Source organism: Natronohydrobacter thiooxidans (assembly GCF_001884735.1).
Lineage (GTDB): Bacteria > Pseudomonadota > Alphaproteobacteria > Rhodobacterales > Rhodobacteraceae > Roseinatronobacter > Roseinatronobacter thiooxidans_A.
This window is the reverse complement of record NZ_MJAP01000002.1, coordinates 148,621-166,996: the sequence shown is the minus strand read 5'-3', so window position 1 is coordinate 166,996 and position 18,376 is coordinate 148,621. Positions and strand designations below refer to the sequence as shown.

Below are 18,376 nucleotides of genomic sequence, written 5' to 3'. Positions count from 1 at the left end.
CAAATCTGTTCCGGTAACAATAATGAACCGACGAACATACCGGTTGAACTGACGACCGCAGCGGAAAATCCATTGCCGGACGAATCAGCGATGAAGTATCACTTTCACATGAAAGCCAGCTTGCCACCTGACCAAACAAAGTCAATCAGAACTTGACGTGGCGGAAGCCAGCCCCCACCCGACTCGCAGGAATTCATGCAGACTGTGCCGCAGTCTTCCGTAGTTCCGCCCCGGAGATATCGCGATACGGGCTGTCACTCGAATTGCATGTTGCAGCGCAATCCAGCCGGCAATTTCCCCTCGGCATTGTCCAGGACTGCCACCAGTCCGAATGTGCCGGTGGCGGCATCAAAGACCTGATCAATCACGGTGATCTCAGCTTCATGCAGCGCCTCAAAAGGCGGTTCGGGCCGGATAAGGACGCGCTGGCCCAGCGCGACTGCCGGGTGATGCATGATCGGAACGATTGCTTCGACGCGGAGAAGGTCGGTCCGCGCAATCGTCATCAGCGCGGCACCGGCGGCACGGAACTCGCCGACCGCAGCATCGCGCCGGGTGACGACACCCGCAATCGGGCTGTGTACGGTCTTGCGCTCCAGCCGTGTCTGGACCAGTTGCGCTTCGATCTCGGCAATCTGTTGCGCAAGACGCGCTTCCTCAAGGTCTGCGCGGGCCATTTCCATACCCATCAGGGCTTCGTCGCGCACGCGCTGCGCCGCGACATTGCGCTGAACCAGTTCATCGCTGCGCGCCGCCTCGGCCTGAAGAAAATCAAGCCGCGCCTGAGTGCTTGCAATGGCAGAGGTGTTGCCCGACCGGGCAAGGGCCGCTGCGATCTCGACCTCTTCCATCGCCGCGTCCAGCTGGGCCACGATCTGGTGTGCATGAACGCGATCACCCCGGTCAACCGGCAGTTGCGCCAGAATGCCATCGACCGGAACAGCCAGTTCCACCACGTCATGCGGCAATATCAGGCAGGCGCTGGTTTCGGGCACCTGCGCAAGCGCTGCGGGCGCTGCAAAACCCATGCAGATTCCGAAAGCACAGGCAAACTTCATGACAGGGTATCTTTGCATCTTCCCACGGAACAAATGTATGCGGTCAGCCCCAGTCTGGACGGATCTGCATAAAATATCCAGCTTCCATGCGCATCTCACGACCGAGAGAAGCAGGTCGCAGGCCCTATATTGCGGGATTGTCAGTCTGGCCTGGCGCCGGGGTCGGACTATGCTGCGCTCACAGGCAGGGCCGCGACCTGCCCCAGCCCTATGCGCAGGGCGTCCGGCACTTCCGGCGGCAGGGCCGCATCGATCTCGGCATGGGCCACGCGCCAGACCTCTGCCGCCTGTCGCATCAGCGCCACGCCGTCGGGCGTGATCCGCAACCGGCGCGAGCGGCGATCCTGAGGATCGGGCTCGACCACCAACAGCCCGCGCCGTGCCAGCGGCTTGACCGCTGCGGTCAGGGTTGACGGATCCATCGCCAGAAAGGGCGCAAGCCGCCCCATCGGCGGCGGTTCGGGCTGGTTCAGTGCCACCATCAGCGAGAATTGCCCGTTGGTCAGGCCGAAGGGGCGCAGCACCGTATCGAAGCGGCGCGCCAGTCGCCGCGCCGCCCGCTGCGCCGCAAGACACAGGCAGGTGTCGCGGATATGCAGGACGGTTTCGAGGGGCAACAGGTCGGGGGTTGTCTCAGCCATGTTAGTTTGATATCAAAGTAAACGACTCAGCGCAAGTCGCTCCGGCAACGAACAGCGCGAAACTTGCAAACAGGAGGTGCCCGAAATGACCGAAACACTGCAGAAAACCCGCCCCGATGATGCGATGATGCGCGGCGTGATCCCCTATCTCGGCTTTGCCGGTCGTGCCGGTGAGGCCGCGGATTTCTACATCAAAGCCTTCGGCGCCACCGATCATGGCCGCATGCCGGACCCGGAGCAGCCCGGCAAATTCATGCATCTGCAGATCGAGATCAATGGCGGCTGCCTGATGATGACTGACATGAATACCGACGAGGGCGGGTTGCGCGGCGCCCATATGCAGCTTGTCGTCAGCGATGGACGTACCTGGTGGGACCGGGCGGTCGCCGCAGGCTGCACGATCGTGGAACCCTATGCGCGCCAGTTCTGGGGCGATGACTGGGGCATGGTGACGGACCCGTTCGGCATCCGCTGGGCGATCCTGCAGCCCGGGACAGAGACATGAGCGGGGCCGCACCGGAAATCGCAAAGAACACCATCTGCCTGTGGTTCGACAGCGAGGCCGAAGCGGCGGCGCGTTTCTATGCCTCGGTCTTTCCCGATAGTGAACTGAAATCCGTGAGCCGCGCGCCCGGCGATTTTCCGGGCGGCAAGGCGGGCGATGTGCTGGTCGTGCAGTTCACGGTCTGCGGCATCCCCTGCATGGGGCTGAATGCCGGGCCGGTCTTTCCGCAGACCTGCGCCTTCTCGTTTCAGATCGCCACCGACACGCAGGAAGAAACCGACCGCTACTGGAATGCCATCGTGAATAACGGCGGGCGTGAAAGCGATTGCGGCTGGTGTTCCGACCGTTGGGGCGTCAACTGGCAGATCACGCCCCGCACCCTGACCGAGGGACTGGCCGCAGGCGGGAACGAGGCCGCGCGCGCATTTGCGGCGATGATGACCATGCAGAAGATCGATCACGCCGCCATCGACGCCGCAAGGCGGGGATAGGGTCATGGCCCGGCTCGTCTTTGGCATGAACATGTCGCTTGACGGTTTCGTCGATCACAACGCTTTCGCGCCGGGGCCGCGCCTGTTTCGCCATTTCATCGACGAGGCGGCGGCCCAGACCGGCAGCCTCTATGGGCGGCGGATCTACGAGATCATGCGCTATTGGGACGAGGATCACCCCGATTGGGAGCCCGAAGGCGCGGGTTTTGCCGCAGTCTGGCGGAAGCAGCCGAAATGGGTGGTCTCGCAAACGCTCGCAACCCTCGGCCCCAACGCGAACCTGATCAGCGGCGATGTCGAGACCGCCGTGCAGGCGCTGAAATCCACGCAGGAGGGCGAGATCGAGGTCGCAGGCCCAACCCTTGCCGGATATCTCGGCGCGCGCGGGCTGATCGACGAGTACCGCATCTACCTGCACCCTGTCGTGCTGGGACAGGGCACCCCCTATTTCACCGGCCAGCGACCCGCGCTGCGCCTGATCGGCCATGATCTGATCGACGGCGATGTGATCCGCCTGCGCTACGAACCCGCCTGATCCCACTCAACCGGAGACGCCCATGCCATACCAGACCTATACCGGCCAGTGCCATTGCGGCGCCGTGCGGTTCAACGCCGAGGCCGATCTCGATGCAGGCACGTTCCGCTGCAATTGCTCGATCTGCGCGATGACGCGCATCTGGCTCGCCTTCGTGCCCGCTGACCAGTTCCGGCTGATCGCGGGCGAGGCACAACTCGCCGAATATCGCTTCGGCGCAGGGCGGATCCGGCACCGTTTCTGCACCATCTGCGGGGTCAAACCCTTCGGCATGGTGAGCGATGGCAGCGGCGTGGCGCTGAACATCGCCTGCCTTGACGGCCTGACGCCCGAGGCGCGCGCCGCCTTGCCCGTCATCTATCTCGATGGCGCGCAGGACCGCTTCGACACGCCCCCCGCTGTTACCGCGCATCTGTGACCGGCCAGCCCTTCAGCCGCAAAGGAGATACCCATGACCAGCCCGATCACTGTCGAAACCCTTGTTCCCGCCGCACCCGCTGACGCATGGGCCGCCTTCACCTCACCCGATGCGATCACGCAGTGGAATCAGGCGTCGCCCGACTGGCATTGCCCGACAGCGCAGGTCGATCTGCGGCCCGGCGGTCGCCATGTCGCCCGGATGGAAGCGCGCGACGGATCCATGGGGTTTGATTTCGCCGCCATCTATGAAGCGGTCGATGCACCGAACGCATTGTCCCTGCGCCTTGATGACGGGCGCATGGCCCGCACGCGCTTTGTATCCGAACAAGGCGGCACCCGCGTCACCACGGTTTTCGACCCTGAAAGCTCTCACCCGGTCGAGATGCAGCGCGATGGCTGGCAGGCGATCCTCGACAGCTATGCCGCCTATGTTGCGGCCCGAAGCTAGCGCCATGCCCCGCCTGACCAGCTTCACCTTCCAGTCCCTTGATGGCTTCTTTACCGGGCCGGGCGGCGATCTGTCCTGGACCCGGCACGGCCCCGAAGAACTGGCATTTTCGCAAGCACAGCTCGCGCGCGGCGAAACACTGGTCTTCGGGCGGCGGACCTACGAGCATATGGCCGGGTTCTGGCCCCGCCCCGAGGCAGCACAGAGTCACCCCGCCATCGCCGCAGGCATGAACCGGGCACAGAAAATCGTGGTCTCGAACGGGCTTGAGCACACCGATTGGGGACCAGCCCGCATTCTGAGCGGCGATCTGGCCGCAGAATTCCGCGCCCTCAAGGCCGGTGACGGGCCGGACATGACGATCCTCGGCAGCGCCACGCTGATCCGCACGCTTGCGCCGCTGGGGCTGCTCGATGCCATCGAGATCATGCTCTATCCTGTCGCCATCGGGCGCGGCACCACGCTGTTTGACGGGATCGCCCAGCCGCTCGACCTCACGCTGACCGACTGCCAGTGCTTTTCCAGCGGCAGCCTGCTTCTGATCTATTCCCGTGCCACCCCGACCAGATAAGGAGAACCAACATGACCAGCATCACCGGATTCATCGCTGCCGTCCCGACCGCCAATCGCGACGCCTTCATCCGCCATGCCGCGCTTGCGGCGGAAGCTTTCCTCGATCACGGGCTGAGTGCCGCTGTCGAGGGCTGGGGCGAGGATGTGCCACCGGGCAAAGTGACCTCCTTCCCGCAATCCGTGCTGGCCGAGCCAGAGGAAAGCATTGTGTTTTCCTTCTATAGCTGGCCGGACAAGGCCACGATGGACAAGGGTTTTCAGGCCGCGATGAGCGACCCGCGCGTCGATCCGGAGAAGAACCCGATGCCCTTCGACGGCAAGCGCGTGATCTGGGGCAATTTCGAACCGGTACTGGAACTGGGGGCGCAACAGCCGGGCGGGTTTTTCGACGGTTATGTGATCGCGATCCCGCGTGACGCGCGCGAGGCTTTCGCCAGTTTCGCCCGCAACTGCGATCCGATCTTCATGGAGCATGGCGCGGTCTGGTGCGTCGAGACCTGGGAAACCGATCTGCCCGAGGGCGAACTTACCGATTTCCGCCGCGCTGTCGCCGCGAAGCCCGATGAGGCCGTGGTCTTTTCCTGGGTGCAATGGCCCGACCGCGCCGCCCGCGATGCCGGAAACGCCCGCATCTTCGAAGACCCGCGCTTTGGTGAGTTCGAGTGCCCCTTCGACATGACGCGAATGATCTATGGCGGCTTCGCCCCGGTCGTGCAGGCGCCAGCACCCGCGTGACGCGCAGGCGGGCAATGCTCTGGACCAGCCGCCTGACACTATGATCGGGCACTACCGCCCGGAAGGGAGCAAACCCTTCCGGGCGGTGGCTATTTCAACTGCCGGTTAAGCTTTCCTTAGACAGATCCACGTATTCACAATGCAGGATTTGCCAAGGAGTGTTCCATGAAACAGGTTCTCAGCGGGTTGACCGCACTTGCACTTCTCCTCGCCGGGCAGGCCTCCGCCCAGCAGGGGGTTGCACCGGAATCCGTCACTTTTGCGCAAGTTGCAGCAACGGAAGGCCCCGCCGGTGCCCTTGGTCAGGGCATGAACCTTGGCCTGCGCGCCGCCTTCGACGAAGCGAATCGCGCCGGGGGGATCCATGGCAGGATGATCCGGCTGGACGCATTTGATGACGGGTATGAACCCGAGCTTTCTGCCACGCAAACGCGCGATGTCATCGCGGGCGATGCGCATCTGGCCTTGGTCGGCCCGGTCGGAACACCCACATCACAGGCGACGCAGCCCCTCGCGACAGAGGCCGGCCTCCCCTTTATCGGGCCTTTCACCGGCGCCGCGTTTTTACGCAACCCCACGCTGAAGAATGTGTTCAATGTGCGCGCCTCCTACGACGCCGAAACCGAAACCTGGATCCGGCACCTCGTCGATGAGCGCGGCATGAAGCATATCGCGATCCTGTTTCAGGATGACGGCTTTGGCCGCGCAGGGCTTTCAGGCACTGTCGCCGCGCTGGAGCGTCGCGGCATGACGCTTGTGGCCCAGGCTCCTTTCGCACGCAACACCACCGCAGTGCGCGGAGCGCTGCTGGACCTGCGGCGCAGCAAGCCGGATGCCGTCGTCATGGTCGGCCCCTATCATCCGATGGCCGAATTCGTTCGCACGGCGCGGCAGGTGAAGTTTGATGCAACCTTCGTCAATATCTCTTTCGTTGGCACCGATGCCTTCGTGCGCGAACTTGGCGCGGAAGGCGCCGGAGTGATCATTTCACAGGTTGTTCCCTACCCCTATGACATTTCGATCCCGGTCGTCCGGCGCTACACCGAGGCACTGGCCGCTCTGGACCCTGCCGCCACACCGGGTTTCGTCTCGCTCGAAGGCTATCTGGTCGGACGCTTCACACTTGCCGGACTTGAAGCGGCTGGCCCGGAACTGACGCGCGCGCATTTTCTTGCCACCTTGCAGGAGCTCAGGGATGTCGACATCGACGGCATGGTCCTGAAATTCGGGCCGGGCGACAATCAGGGCCTTGATGACGTCTTTCTTACAGTGATCTCGCCTGACGGTGAAATCATGCAGCTGGGTGCGGGAGGCTGAGCGCCCCGTGTTCACCGCGCAGATAGAAATCCGGCGTGGCGACAACGCCCCGCTCGAAAGATGCGGGAGAGCAAGCGATGCGGGAATGGTATAACAGACGGCGCGACCGCATCGCCGCCAAGATCGGTGCAATCATCCTGACACTGATTGCAACGACGGGGGTATCGGTCGCGGTCAGTCTGGGTGTTTTTCGCGATACCAACACCGCCATGGAGAATCTGGTCGCCAACGAGCTTCCTGTCTTGAGAAGGGCTCTTGATCTGGGAGCCGTGGTGGCGGAAATGAACCGCCACATGGTGACAATCCTGTCTGCCTCAACGCATGACAGCCTTGTACAGCAACGCGATGTCACGCGCAGCGAACTGTCAAAGCTGCGCTCTGCACTGGACGAGGCAGGGCTCAGCCGGGACTCTGAGGGGCAGGATCCGGTCCGGCAGCTTGCGGGCTATCTTGAAAGCCTGATCGACGCAAAGCTGGTCGGATTTCACTCATCGCACACGACCGAATCCGAAATCGAGGCGCTTTTCGAGCTGAACAGCCAGCTTTCCGAACGCGTGCGGGAACTTCGGGACGAAGCCTATTTCAATCTGCTCCTCGGAGGTGAGAACGCCGTGGAGCAACTGGGGACAGCGCTGGATCAACTTGTCGAGCGAGATTTTCGGGGTTTGCGCGTCGCTCTGGGGCTGCAAGTGCAAGTAAACGCATTGCAGGGGGCGGCCCTGCTTTATGTTCCGGGCACCGATGCGGCGGCGCAATCGATCATTCGCGATCTGGCCATCGCCTCGGTTGCGCGCATTTCGAACCTGACCAGCGAAATCATACCTGGCTCCGATCTGGCCGATCTGACTGCGGAGCTGGAAGAACTTTCGGATCAGGCCAATGCGATGCTGACCCGAGGCGCTGCCGCCGGGATGCGACACCGCGGCGAAATTCTTCGCTTCGCACCCGAAATCGACAGGAAGTTGACAATGGTGATCGATACGCTCGTGTTCATGCTGGAACTGAACGTCGAGGATACGCAGGCCAGCAACAGCGCCTCGATCGAAACCCTGCTGTTGCGCGATGTCACCCCGCTGCTCGAAACCTCGACGCTGGAAACGCAGGCGCGCGATCTTGTCGCGATGGCCATGCGCCTTGCCCTGTCCGGCTCAGAAGATGCACATGCGCGCGAGGTGCAGAACATCGCGACTGCCCGCAAGGTTCTGACCGACACTTTCGACAGCCTGCCAGTGGTACTGGCACCCACGATCCGGCAGATCCTCGATCTGACAGCCCCCGGCGCCATGCTCGAAACCGCGCGACTCGAAGGCATTCGTGCCGAAGCCAGCGCGGTTCAGAGCTTTCGCTCGGTGAATCACATGTTGAACCAGATTGCCGCGACGTCAGATGAACGCGGCGTCCGCGCCCTTCGCCAGATCGAAAACCTGGGCGGCATGATCGGGGCGCGTATCGACAGTTCCGTAACCCTGCTGGTGGTGATCGCGGTCTTGAGCGCGGCAATTGCCATCATATCGCCCGTGGTTGCCTGGATCACCCTGATCCGACCCATCGGGCATGCAACCAACGCCACGACAGCACTTGCGAATGGCGATCTGAGCGCTGTCGACTACCTTCGCCCCGGCTCGGGGGAAATAGGCACGCTCTCCAAGGCATTGCACATCTTCCGTGATGGCATGATCGAAAAACAACAGATGGAGCTGGAGCGCGAGCGGATCAGAAAACAGGACGAAGCCGACCGCAACGCCGCAATGGCACGTCAGACGGCGGTGGTATCGGCCCTGGCAGAAGGGCTTGGGAACCTGGCCGCAGGCGATCTTGACACCAGTATCGATGAGCCTTTTGAGGAAAGCTATGAACGCCTGCGCCACGACTTCAACGCGGCAGTCGCAACCTTGAATGCAACGATCGCCGAAGTTCTTCGCAGCGCCAGCAATATCGCCGCCGATTCCGGCAGCATTGCCCAGGCGGCGCAAGACCTCTCCCGAAGAACCGCAAACAGTGCCGACGAACTTGAACAGACCGCATCGACGCTTCTGGTTCTGACCGATCTTGTCAACTCGGCGCATAGCCGCACGAAGGGCGCAAAAGACACGGTTCGGCTCTCGGTCGAAAGCTCGAAAGGAGGGCGCGAGACCCTTTCCCACGCAGTCGAGGCGATGGAAACGATCCAGGACTCCTCGCGTCGCGTCGCGAAAATCATCGATGTTATCGAAGATATCGCCTTTCAGACCAATCTGCTGGCCCTCAACGCCGGGGTAGAGGCGGCCCGCGCAGGGGATTCGGGGCGTGGCTTCGCTGTCGTCGCAACCGAAGTGCGCGCCCTCGCCCAGCGATCCTCTGAATCCGTGCAAGAGATCAGCGCCTTGCTTTTGCAAAGCAATGCAGATGTCGCAAAAGGCGTGCAACTGGTCTCGGAGGTCAGCACATCCCTGTCGACTGTCGGCGCTGCGATCATGACGTTTTCCAGTGATTTCGAAGCAATTGCGGCATCTGCAGATGAGCAGTCTTCTGGTATCGAGAATATCAACTCGGCGGTTGCGCGCGTAGAATCCGCCACGCAGCAAAACGTCGCGATGGTCGAGGAAACAACCGCCGCCAGTGAAGCCTTGTCGCGTGAGGCAGCTTCCCTGATGGCGCATTTGTCGAAGTTCAGACTGAGACAACAAGCTGACTGTGATCTCTCACCCCAAGGGCTGCAAAACCGGCGCTCTGCGTGATCGGCGTGTTGCCGGAACGTCAGGCCAAGAGCGCGCATCGCCATGCGCAACGGCCCGTCCAAGCGATGATCCGGGCAGCGGAGAGACTGCGCATCCATGAGCCCGGCCCGCTGCTTCGAATGTCTGTCGCGTGACACAGCTCCTATGCCCCGACAGTCGCCCCAGTTCGGCAGCCTGCGCAGAACCGGGCTACCACAGATCGCTTGAAGGAACGTCCGTCTCCAGCCCCAATAGTCGCGAGGACTGAGCGCGGAGCTTCAAGCCCGCCGCTGCCCGGACAGGATCGCACCTACCGGAGTTGTCAACGGTTTTCCCGAGGGTTTCGGCGAAGTGCTGCAGCCCTTCAAGCTCCTGTCGGAGCCTGTCGATTTGCTGCAATGTTGCATGATCTGGTATCTCATTGCGTGAAAGCGTTTCTCCCAAAGCATGATCGATCTGAGTCAATTGCATGCTCAGGGAGCCGAGTTCCCCAGCGATCCGTTCAAGTAACGAATGAAATGAGACGCTTCTGTCAACGTCTGTTCCGCCACAGGCTGCCAAGCGGACATCTCCGCTCATGTCAGCTTGCCGGTGACCAGTTCGATGCTGCGCAGCATCGCTTCCTTGGTGAAGGGCTTGGCAATGAAATTGTTCATGCCGGCGGCGATCCCCCGCTGGATCAGCTCTCGATTTGCCGTTCCTGTCACAAGAATGAAGCCGATCCTTTGCGTTGCCTTGTTACTGCGGAGGCCTTCAAGCAGCTGGAGCCCGTCCATCCCGGGCATGTTGTAATCCGAGATCACCAGATGCACAGGCGCGGCGATCAGGCGGTTGAGCGCCTTTTCGCCATTTGCCTCATATTGCACCTTTGTGATCCCGGCCCAGTCAAGGGCTTGCTCGATCAGCCCACGACTGACTGCCATGTCATCAACAACCATTATATGAAGCTGGGATTTGAGCGGCATGGGTTATTCCTTCGATATATTCTGGTCAGGTCGTCGCGGGCACCACCTGATAAGCGGTGGTACCGACGCTTCGGAACCTGGCTGCAGCAGGCCCGTCGATACGTTCCGAGTGACCGATCATGAGATATCCTTCCGGATAAAGGAGTTCAGCGAACCGCTTCCAAAGGCGCTGACGCGTCGGGATATCGAAATAGATGACGACATTGCGGCAGAAAATCACATCGAAACGTCGCGAAAACGGCCAGTCGCCATGCAGGTTCAGTTCTCCGAAACACAAGAGTTTCTTCAGAACCGCTCGGGTATGGAAGCGCCCGCCTATCTCTGTGAAGAACTTCGTCCGACGGTTTTCGGAAAGGCCCCGCAGCGCAGGACCGTCATATTCTCCCTGTTTTGCCCGCGCGATCATTTCCGGGTCAATATCCGTCGCGAGAATCCGGAAATCATACCGGGCCGCTTCAGGAAACCTCTCCAGCACGATCATCGCGATGGAATAGGCCTCCTCTCCGGAAGAACAGGCAGAAGACCAGAGCCTGACGCGCCCGCCCGACTTTGCCCGCGCGATCAGGGGCGGCAAGATCGTCTCGGCCAGCAGCGCGAAGTGATGCGCCTCGCGAAAGAAGGCGGTGACATTCGTCGTGATTGCAACAAGAAGTCGGCGCCGCTCCGCCGCGCCCCCCGGACCGTCGAGAAACTCACAATACCCGGCATAGTCCCCAAGCCCCAGCGCCCGGAGCCGGGAGTTGATCCGCGCCGTCAGCAGGCCATGCTTCGACTCGGCCAGGAAGATACCGGAATCCTCGTACACGATGCGCGCCAGTCGCGCGAACTGATCCGTGCTCAAGCGGGGGACGATCTGCTGCATGGGATCAGTTTCCGGTTCGCGCAGGATCAGGAAGCAACTGCTCAAGATCAATCTTCCGAAGGATCCGGCCATCCTCGAAGGTGATCATGCCCGAAATGAACTCTTGCGACGGATCGGCGGCAATGTCCGGAACCGCCTGGATTGAATCGTCACTGATGCTCACGATATCCGAGACGAGATCCGCCAGAAGTCCGACGATCCTGCCTTCATGCATCGCGATGATCACGACATGCCGGTGGGTCGGTTCCGATTTGCCGAAGCCCAGGCGTGCGGAAAGATCGACGACAGTGACGACCGATCCGCGCAGATTGATCACCCCGCGCACATAATCCGGCGCATGGGGCAGCATCGTCGTAGGTGACCAGCCCCGGATTTCACGGACCAGTCCAATATTGATACAGAAATCCTGATCGGCAAGTTTGAACACGACGACGTCATGTTTGCCAAGAGTGTTATGAATCATTGTCTGGAGCATGTGTTAACCATTTGCGACAAGAGCGATGCGTTCGCGGTTCGGATCTGATGTTGAGGTCTGGATGAGTTCTTCGGGATCGATAATCAGCGCGATTTTGCCATCGCCAAGGATCGTCGCAGCCGAGACGCCGGGGACACGGCCGTAATTCTCTTCGAGACTCTTGATGACCACCTGCCTCTGGTCGAAAATTGCATCAACCTGAAAGGCCGCGCGTTTGCGATTGTCGGCTTCGACCACGATCAGAACGCTGTCTTCAACCCTGGCCGGTTCCTGCCGCACGCCGAAATGGCACGCAAGATCGAGGATCGGGATCAATTCTCCCCGGTTTTGCAGGGCCCGGCCGCTTCGACCGATACGACAGAGCGTAGCCTGATCCGGCCTGAGGGTTTCGAGAACCGCCGTAATCGGCAGAATCATGGTCTGATCGTTCAACTGGATCAACATGCCTTCGAGCACGGCCAGCGTCAGCGGCAGGGTGATCGTGAAGGTCGTGCCATTCCCCTCGCTTGATGAAATCATCACCCGTCCACCAAGCGCCGTGATCTCGCGCCGGACGACATCCAGACCGACACCCCGACCTGACAGGGCGGAAACTTCGGTCTTCGATGAAAATCCCGGCAGAAACAGGAGCGAGTCGATCTCACCCGGAGTCAGTGATGCGCCCAGCGTGACAAGACCCTTTTCCTCGGCAATCTGGCGCACTCTCGTCCGGTTTATCCCGCCACCGTCATCGCTGACCTCGATCTGCACCCGACCTGATTTATGTGCCGCCGACAGGGTGATCACACCTTCAAGCGGCTTCCCGTTGCGCTGGCGCGTGACGGCATCCTCAAGCCCGTGATCGACAGAATTGCGGATCATATGGGTCAGGGGCTCTATGAGCCGTTCGATCATGGTCTTGTCGACCTCGGTCTGCTCGCCCTGCGTCACCACGCGCACCTGTTTGCCGGTCGCGTCGGCCGCCTCTCGGACAATACGGTGCATGCGCTGGAACACCTGTTTCAGCGGCTGGGCCCGAATCGCCATGACGCTTTCCTGGATTTCGCCTGCAAGCTGGCGCAATCCGTCGAGGGCCCCGGCGACCTCGGGCTCCTTGGTGAGTCCGGCGGCCTGAATCACCTGAGTGAGCATGGCCTCTTTGATCACGAGTTCGCCGATCATGTTCATCAACCGGTCAACCCGGTCGAGTCCGACTCGGATTGTGACGTTGAAAGCGGTCTCTGCTGCCTTGGCGGAAGAAACCTGCGCGCGCGCCTCGGTGCCTGGGGCGGGCCGCGGCCCCGCCGTTTCTGGACCGCCCGTATCGGCAGCCGACACGGGATCGGAGGTGAGGCGAGTCTCATGCGGCCCATGCCCGGCGGCGGCGCTGGGGCGGATTATGTCACAATCGCCTTGAGCTTCGGACTGATCCACAGCCGTGATCGAAAGCTTGCAACAATCTTCCACAAATTCGAAAACTGACTCAATTTCGTGTTCCGGCGCATCTGTCCGGAAATCGATATCCCATTTCAGCCCCGGCTGGTCACGGGACCAGTCCGCAAGCACCGGCACCTGATCCGCGTTCAGCGTCACATGCGTTGTGCCCAGCTTTTCCAGCGCCTTGATCAAGGCCGCCGGATCATTCCCCGTCCGATACAGGTCCGTGTCGGGTTGCAGGGAAATTGCGTAGCTGTCCTGTGACAGTATCGGCGTGATGTCGGACATATTCATCGCCATGGGGACGAATACGATCTGATCCTCGGGCTCTTCCTGCGACCCGATCAGCTTGCCAAGCTCGTCAAGAAGCTCCTGCATCTGCGCGTGGTCCGAACTATCCTCGCGGCGCGCGGCCTCGACAAGATCTGCCAGACAATCCGAACAGCGGTGGAAAACCGCCATGACCTGCGGTGTAAGATCGAGCGCGTTCGAGCGCAAAAGGTCCAGCGCAGTTTCGAACTTATGCGCAAAGGCCACCAGGGCCGTCAGGCCAAAGGCGGCGGCACCGCCTTTCATGGAATGCACTCCGCGAAAGACGGCATGAACCGTCTCCATGTCATAGCTGCCGTCATCCATGGCGCGCAGACCGGTTGCAACGCTGTCGAGCAGCTCGTCACATTCGGTAAAGAACAATTCCAGGAAATCGTCGGCATTCGGCATAAATGCTACCTTCCCAAGACCTTGTTGATGGTGGCTACGATCTGCTCATCCTCGAAAGGTTTCACGATCCAGCCGGTTGCGCCCGCTTTGCGCGCGCGCGCCTTCAGATCTGCGCCATATTCGGTGCTCAGTACCAGAATCGGAACGGTGGCGTATTCAAGACTGGCCCTGACGCGCTCGATCACGCCAAACCCGTCCAGCCGCGGCATGTTGATATCGGTAATGATCAGATGCGGATCCGCATCGACGAGGGTTCCGAGCCCCTCCATCCCGTCGGTCGCGCTATACACTTCGAATCCGGCCTTCCTGAGGGCGCGACTGAGCAGCCCCCGGATGGTGGGCGAATCGTCGATGGCCAGGATGCGCACGCACATGTCACCCCCCCTCGGAAAGATACGCGGGAACTGCGCCGAGCGTCTGCAGGGTCTGCAGGACAGGATCAGTCCAGCCCGAAACCGAAAACGCGCAGCCATCCGAGCGCCATTGCTTCTGCGCCGCGATCAGCACCTCAAGCCCGATGCCGGTCAGCCGCTGCACCCCGGACGCATCGAGCGCGAGTTCGCTTCCGCGCGCCTCCAGAAGCTGTACAGCGAGTGCCGCAGCGCCGCCCAGATCCAGGTTTGCTGGCAGTTGAATGCTCGTCACGACAAAATCCCTCTCGTCAACGCGGCCTGTCGGTCAGTTTGCCCGGCCCAGAGGCATGCATGTGCGTGCCTATGAATTGCTACCACCCACTGCTTAACAAACTCTTTCTCCGCCCGGATGTCGCGAACCCGGAGAAAACCAAAGCTCAAGCTCAGGACAGCACAATCAAATGTTAAGTATTTGCGTGGAAGCTGTGCTCCGAAGCGAAGGCGCAAGGCAACGGCCGAAACATGAAAACACCCACTGTCCAGACATTTGTGATCGCTGATCCGAACAGTGCTCGTCGCAAGATGATTGTCGCTGCATGCGAGGGGCGAACAGATTTGCTCGCGATCGGTGTCTCGACCTCGGGAGAGGCCTACCGACACATAGAGCAGTTGTCGCCGCGTTTCATCGCGGTCGCGGTTGAATTCGCCCGTCTGCAGGAGTTCGCAGGCCTCTCCGGTCTGTTGCAATTGATCAAGGCAGATGTCGTGATCCATGGTGCGCCACCCTTTCCCGATGTTCCCTATCCGCATGTCGAGATTCATGCTGGCGATGGCGCCGGTGCCCTGCTGAAGGCGCTTTTGCCGACGCAGGATGCTCGGCGTGCAGTGTCACCCCCGCCTGCGCGTCTGACCAGGCTTTCCACCCCTCGCCCGTCAGAGCCGCAGGCCCGTCATGTCAGCAATCGCAAAGACGGGCCGGATATCATCGGAATCGGGGCCTCGACTGGTGGGATCGCCGCAATTGAAACGATCCTCTCGGCATTTCCGGCGGATTGTCCGCCGACCCTGGTCGTGCAGCACATCCGCACGGGCTATGCTGACGGGTTTGTCCGAAGGCTGGATATGATGGTCGCGCCTACTGTTGTGCCCGCAATCGACGGGGCGGAACTGCAGCGCGGCCGCGTCTATGTCGCAACCCGACCGGAGCAGCATCTGGGGCTGGTAGCACGGGCGGGTCTAAGAGTGCGCTATGTCGATGCCCCCGAAGTGGCGCGGCACAGACCCTCGATCGACGTCCTTTTCGAAAGCCTTGCCGCACTGACGGAGTGGTATCGGATCTCGGTCGCGCTTCTGACCGGAATGGGCTCTGATGGTGCAAACGGTATGGTCAGCCTGCGCCAGAAGAACGCCTTTACGGTCGCGCAGGACAGGATCAGTTCGGTTGTCTGGGGCATGCCGCAGGCCGCGATACAGCGCGGCGGCGCCAGCGTCGTCTTGCCACTTGACCAGATCGCTGCGGCCATCCTGACGTGCAAGACGGCCGCCCTCCGGCACGAGAGTGGTGTACGATGCTGACAGCGGGAGAGCGGGCGCTCAATATCATTCAAGGCGAACATGCGATTTCGAGGGATGAAAATGTCGTCATCACCACCATCCTCGGATCCTGCGTGTCAGCCTGTCTCTTCGATCCGGTCCTGCGGATTGGTGGTGCAAATCACTTTCTCCTTCCGGATGCGGGCACAGATCCTGCAGAACACCGCTATGCAACGGCAGCGATGGAAGCTCTCGTTCGGTCGCTCCTGCGCGCGGGGGCGGACAGGGGACGGCTTGAGGCGAAGCTGTTCGGAGGCGCCTGGAGAATGGCAAATCTGCCGGACATCGGGCGCAGAAATGCCCTGGCAGCGGCGGATTTTCTGCGCAAGGAGGGGATCCCGGTCGTCAGCAGCGATCTCGGCGGAACCCAGGCGCGAGGATTGCGCTTCTGGCCCGCGACAGGCCATGCGCGCATCCAGCGGCTCGGCTCGCAAATGCCCCTGCCGGTGGAAAAGCCATCCACCGCGCTGCCAATGCGCGCTGATCGCGTCTAGGGGGTCGGGGCATGTCAATCACGGGCTTCAGCGCTGCAGAACCTTCCCCCGGTTGCCTTGCGAACTCGGTCGCGGGCAGCCTTGGCCCGGCGCTTGTGATCGCAATTTCGGGGATTCTATACCTGCTGACCCAGCGCCTCGCGCCAAGATCCGACGACCTTGCGGCGATACTCTACTATCCGCCATGGGTCCAGAACGCGACGATCACCTCTGAACTGAAGGCGCTGGCACTTCCGCTGCGCGATATTGGCTGGAGTGGGCGTCTTCTTGTCCTCGGACTCGACCATCTGTCGGCGGAGGAGCGGCGGCAGTTCAGCGCGTGGCGGCTCGGCAGTGCCTTGCGTCTCTCTGGGGCGCCCCCGCCCGGATGCGCACAATCAAAGGAGTTCGGCAGATGACCCCGGATACACCGATCGCCCTTCTCCGGCTCCGCGAGGCCGGGGCCTGTTGGGTGATGATCCTGAGCTGGGTCATGATCGCTCAATCCCTTCTTGCCGGGGTGATCATCGGCGCGCAGAACCCGGCGGTCCTCTCCGGGTTGATCGTTCTTGCTGCGGTGGCGACGGTGGATTATCGGCTCGCCCCCGGCTCTTCGCGCAACCAGTTGACCGGGGCCATGGCCCTGGCGATTGGCATCGCCCTGATTGTCTATCAGTTCGAAGGCCATGTCTGGCAACCGGACATGCATATGCAATTCTTCGCGGCGCTTGCGGTGCTGGCGGTCTATTGCAACTGGCTTGCGATCGCAACCTTCACGGCATTTGTCGTGATCCATCACCTTTCCCTCGCCTTTCTCATGCCAAGCGCGGTTTTTCTTGGCGATGCGGATCTTGGCAGGGTGATTGTGCATGCGGTCATCCTGCTGGTCGAGGCCGTCGCCCTGACGGTCATCGGCCTCAAGCTCGTCGCGGCCTTTGCCCGCGCGGAACAGGACAAGCAGGCCGCCGAAGAAGCGTTTTCAGAGGCAGAGGCCGAGCGTCAGGCGCGGCTTGAACAGCGCGACGCAGAAGCGCATGAACGCGCGCGCCGCATCGCGACGCAAACCCGCGTGGTCTCTGAAATCGAGGCGGGTCTGGTGCGACTGGCGCAGGGAGATCTGACAGCGCCGATCCCGAACCCGCCGGATAACCCCTTCCCGGCAGATTACGAAGCCCTGCGCGAGGCCTATAACACCACGCTGCATCAACTTCACGATCTGGTCGAAAGGGTCGATTCCATTTCCGGCAGTATCCGTGGGGATTCCCTCGAAATAGAACGCGCCGTGCAAGGCGTTCTCGAAAGGGCGTGCACACAGGCCACAACCATGTCGGATAGCGCGCAGACCCTGCTACAGGTCATGGCCAAGGTTGCCGCCAGCCTCGACACCGCGCACAGGGCCGAAACCGAAAGCGACGAGAACCAGGAGCTTGCCTTGAAAGGCGGCGCGGTGGTGCTGCAAGCAATTGCCGCCATGCAGGCTATCGAACAAAGCGCGGGTCAGATCACCCGGATCATCGGGGTGATCGAGAATATCGCCTTCCAGACCAATCTGCTCGCCCTGAACGCAGGTGTCGAAGCCGCGCGCGCGGGCGACGCGGGCAGGGGGTTTGCCGTTGTCGCGACGGAAGTCCGCGGCCTTGCAGAACGCGCCGCCGGCTCCGCCCGCGAAATCCGCAGTCTCATTTCCGAAAGCGACGCGCAGGTGAAATCAGGCTCCGAACTCGTTGCCAAGACGGAGACGGCCTTGTCACAGATGGTCGAAAGGGCCGTGCAGATACGCAGCTTGATCAGTCTTCTTGTGGAAGCATCGCGCGAACAGGACGCAGATCTGCAGCATGCCAAGAAAAGCCTTGAGCGCTCAGACGCCCTGACCCGACCGACCCATGCTGCCATCGAGCACACCCGCGTCCTCGTGCAGGGCATCTCGGAAAAGGCTGATGACCTCGCGGCGACCCTTGCTGCCTTCAAGGCCCCTGTGCGCCCGCTGGATCTCAACTCCGCGATCCGATCGACCGAAACGGATCTCTCAGACGCAAATCCCTATCCTGCGGTCGACAGATGCGCCTGATATCCGATCACCAGGCCATGTCTTGAACGATA

22 protein-coding genes are annotated in these 18,376 nt (G+C 61.5%); 13 read left to right on the top strand and 9 right to left on the bottom strand.

Going from position 1 to position 18,376, the window contains the following annotated elements; all coding sequences use genetic code 11:
- Nucleotides 1–254 precede the first annotated feature (254 nt).
- Together BG457_RS01960 and BG457_RS01955 are read right to left on the bottom strand one after the other, a co-directional pair.
- Nucleotides 255–1,028, bottom strand: a complete 774-nt coding sequence (locus BG457_RS01960) for an efflux RND transporter periplasmic adaptor subunit (RefSeq protein WP_175546704.1) — start codon at nt 1,026–1,028, stop codon at nt 255–257.
- A gap of 197 nt (nt 1,029–1,225) precedes the next feature.
- The gene (locus BG457_RS01955) at nt 1,226–1,699 is read right to left on the bottom strand and encodes a MarR family winged helix-turn-helix transcriptional regulator (protein ID WP_071795264.1); all 474 of its coding nucleotides are present in this window, start codon (nt 1,697–1,699) and stop codon (nt 1,226–1,228) included.
- Nucleotides 1,700–1,784: 85 nt separating this feature from the next.
- Here BG457_RS01955 and BG457_RS01950 point away from each other — a divergent pair, with 85 nt between their 5' ends.
- The 8 genes from BG457_RS01950 to BG457_RS01915 all read left to right on the top strand — a co-directional run bounded on the left by BG457_RS01950 (nt 1,785) and on the right by BG457_RS01915 (nt 6,723).
- A complete protein-coding gene (locus BG457_RS01950; RefSeq protein ID WP_071795263.1) occupies nt 1,785–2,204 on the top strand; it encodes a VOC family protein in 420 nt (139 codons plus the stop codon).
- Nucleotides 2,201–2,695, top strand: a complete 495-nt coding sequence (locus tag BG457_RS01945) for a VOC family protein (RefSeq protein WP_071795262.1) — start codon at nt 2,201–2,203, stop codon at nt 2,693–2,695. Before BG457_RS01950 ends, BG457_RS01945 begins: the two co-directional genes overlap by 4 nt.
- A 4-nt stretch (nt 2,696–2,699) precedes the next feature.
- The gene (locus BG457_RS01940) at nt 2,700–3,230 is read left to right on the top strand and encodes a dihydrofolate reductase family protein (protein ID WP_071795261.1); all 531 of its coding nucleotides are present in this window, start codon (nt 2,700–2,702) and stop codon (nt 3,228–3,230) included.
- Nucleotides 3,231–3,252: 22 nt separating this feature from the next.
- On the top strand, nt 3,253–3,648 hold the full coding sequence (locus tag BG457_RS01935; protein ID WP_071795260.1) for a GFA family protein: 396 nt from the start codon (nt 3,253–3,255) through the stop codon (nt 3,646–3,648).
- A gap of 33 nt (nt 3,649–3,681) precedes the next feature.
- On the top strand, nt 3,682–4,098 hold the full coding sequence (locus tag BG457_RS01930) for an SRPBCC domain-containing protein (protein WP_071795259.1): 417 nt from the start codon (nt 3,682–3,684) through the stop codon (nt 4,096–4,098).
- 4 nt (nt 4,099–4,102) lie between these two features.
- Entirely contained in the window at nt 4,103–4,669 is a 567-nt protein-coding gene (locus BG457_RS01925; protein WP_071795258.1) for a dihydrofolate reductase family protein, read from the top strand.
- Nucleotides 4,670–4,680: 11 nt separating this feature from the next.
- Entirely contained in the window at nt 4,681–5,406 is a 726-nt protein-coding gene (locus BG457_RS01920; RefSeq protein WP_071795257.1) for a DUF1428 domain-containing protein, read from the top strand.
- 165 nt (nt 5,407–5,571) lie between these two features.
- Nucleotides 5,572–6,723 carry an ABC transporter substrate-binding protein gene (locus BG457_RS01915; protein WP_071795256.1) on the top strand — a complete coding sequence of 384 codons (1,152 nt, stop codon included), beginning with the start codon at nt 5,572–5,574 and terminating at the stop codon, nt 6,721–6,723.
- A 488-nt stretch (nt 6,724–7,211) separates the two neighbouring features.
- Here BG457_RS01915 and BG457_RS20105 read toward each other — a convergent pair whose 3' ends face one another.
- Nucleotides 7,212–7,643 (bottom strand): hypothetical protein, encoded by a 432-nt coding sequence (locus tag BG457_RS20105; RefSeq protein ID WP_175546703.1) that lies wholly within the window; start codon nt 7,641–7,643, stop codon nt 7,212–7,214.
- A 48-nt stretch (nt 7,644–7,691) separates the two neighbouring features.
- Between BG457_RS20105 and BG457_RS01910 the strand changes: the two genes are divergently transcribed.
- Entirely contained in the window at nt 7,692–9,440 is a 1,749-nt protein-coding gene (locus BG457_RS01910; protein WP_175546702.1) for a methyl-accepting chemotaxis protein, read from the top strand.
- A 554-nt stretch (nt 9,441–9,994) separates the two neighbouring features.
- Here the strand turns inward: BG457_RS01910 and BG457_RS01900 are convergent.
- Genes BG457_RS01900 through BG457_RS01875 form a run of 6 tightly spaced genes read right to left on the bottom strand, consistent with a single transcriptional unit; the run spans nt 9,995 to nt 14,502 of the window.
- Complete coding sequence (locus BG457_RS01900; protein ID WP_071795253.1) at nt 9,995–10,384, bottom strand: response regulator; 390 nt, start codon at nt 10,382–10,384, stop codon at nt 9,995–9,997.
- Nucleotides 10,385–10,409: 25 nt separating this feature from the next.
- Nucleotides 10,410–11,246 carry a CheR family methyltransferase gene (locus tag BG457_RS01895; RefSeq protein WP_071795252.1) on the bottom strand — a complete coding sequence of 279 codons (837 nt, stop codon included), beginning with the start codon at nt 11,244–11,246 and terminating at the stop codon, nt 10,410–10,412.
- Nucleotides 11,247–11,250: 4 nt separating this feature from the next.
- Nucleotides 11,251–11,721, bottom strand: coding sequence for a chemotaxis protein CheW (locus BG457_RS01890; RefSeq protein WP_071795251.1), 471 nt, complete (start codon nt 11,719–11,721; stop codon nt 11,251–11,253).
- 3 nt (nt 11,722–11,724) lie between these two features.
- Entirely contained in the window at nt 11,725–13,857 is a 2,133-nt protein-coding gene (locus BG457_RS01885; RefSeq protein WP_071795250.1) for a chemotaxis protein CheA, read from the bottom strand.
- A gap of 5 nt (nt 13,858–13,862) precedes the next feature.
- Nucleotides 13,863–14,231: a response regulator gene (locus BG457_RS01880; RefSeq protein WP_071795249.1), complete on the bottom strand. Its 369-nt coding sequence runs from the start codon at nt 14,229–14,231 to the stop codon at nt 13,863–13,865.
- Between the two features lies 1 nt (nt 14,232).
- Nucleotides 14,233–14,502 (bottom strand): STAS domain-containing protein, encoded by a 270-nt coding sequence (locus BG457_RS01875; protein WP_071795248.1) that lies wholly within the window; start codon nt 14,500–14,502, stop codon nt 14,233–14,235.
- A 323-nt stretch (nt 14,503–14,825) separates the two neighbouring features.
- Between BG457_RS01875 and BG457_RS01870 the strand changes: the two genes are divergently transcribed.
- Genes BG457_RS01870 through BG457_RS01855 form a run of 4 tightly spaced genes read left to right on the top strand, consistent with a single transcriptional unit; the run spans nt 14,826 to nt 18,344 of the window.
- A complete protein-coding gene (locus BG457_RS01870) occupies nt 14,826–15,785 on the top strand; it encodes a CheB methylesterase domain-containing protein (protein WP_175546701.1) in 960 nt (319 codons plus the stop codon).
- On the top strand, nt 15,779–16,297 hold the full coding sequence (locus tag BG457_RS01865; protein WP_071795246.1) for a chemotaxis protein CheD: 519 nt from the start codon (nt 15,779–15,781) through the stop codon (nt 16,295–16,297). Before BG457_RS01870 ends, BG457_RS01865 begins: the two co-directional genes overlap by 7 nt.
- 11 nt (nt 16,298–16,308) lie before the next feature.
- The gene (locus BG457_RS01860; RefSeq protein ID WP_071795245.1) at nt 16,309–16,695 is read left to right on the top strand and encodes a hypothetical protein; all 387 of its coding nucleotides are present in this window, start codon (nt 16,309–16,311) and stop codon (nt 16,693–16,695) included.
- A complete protein-coding gene (locus tag BG457_RS01855; protein WP_071795244.1) occupies nt 16,692–18,344 on the top strand; it encodes a methyl-accepting chemotaxis protein in 1,653 nt (550 codons plus the stop codon). Before BG457_RS01860 ends, BG457_RS01855 begins: the two co-directional genes overlap by 4 nt.
- Nucleotides 18,345–18,376 lie beyond the last annotated feature (32 nt).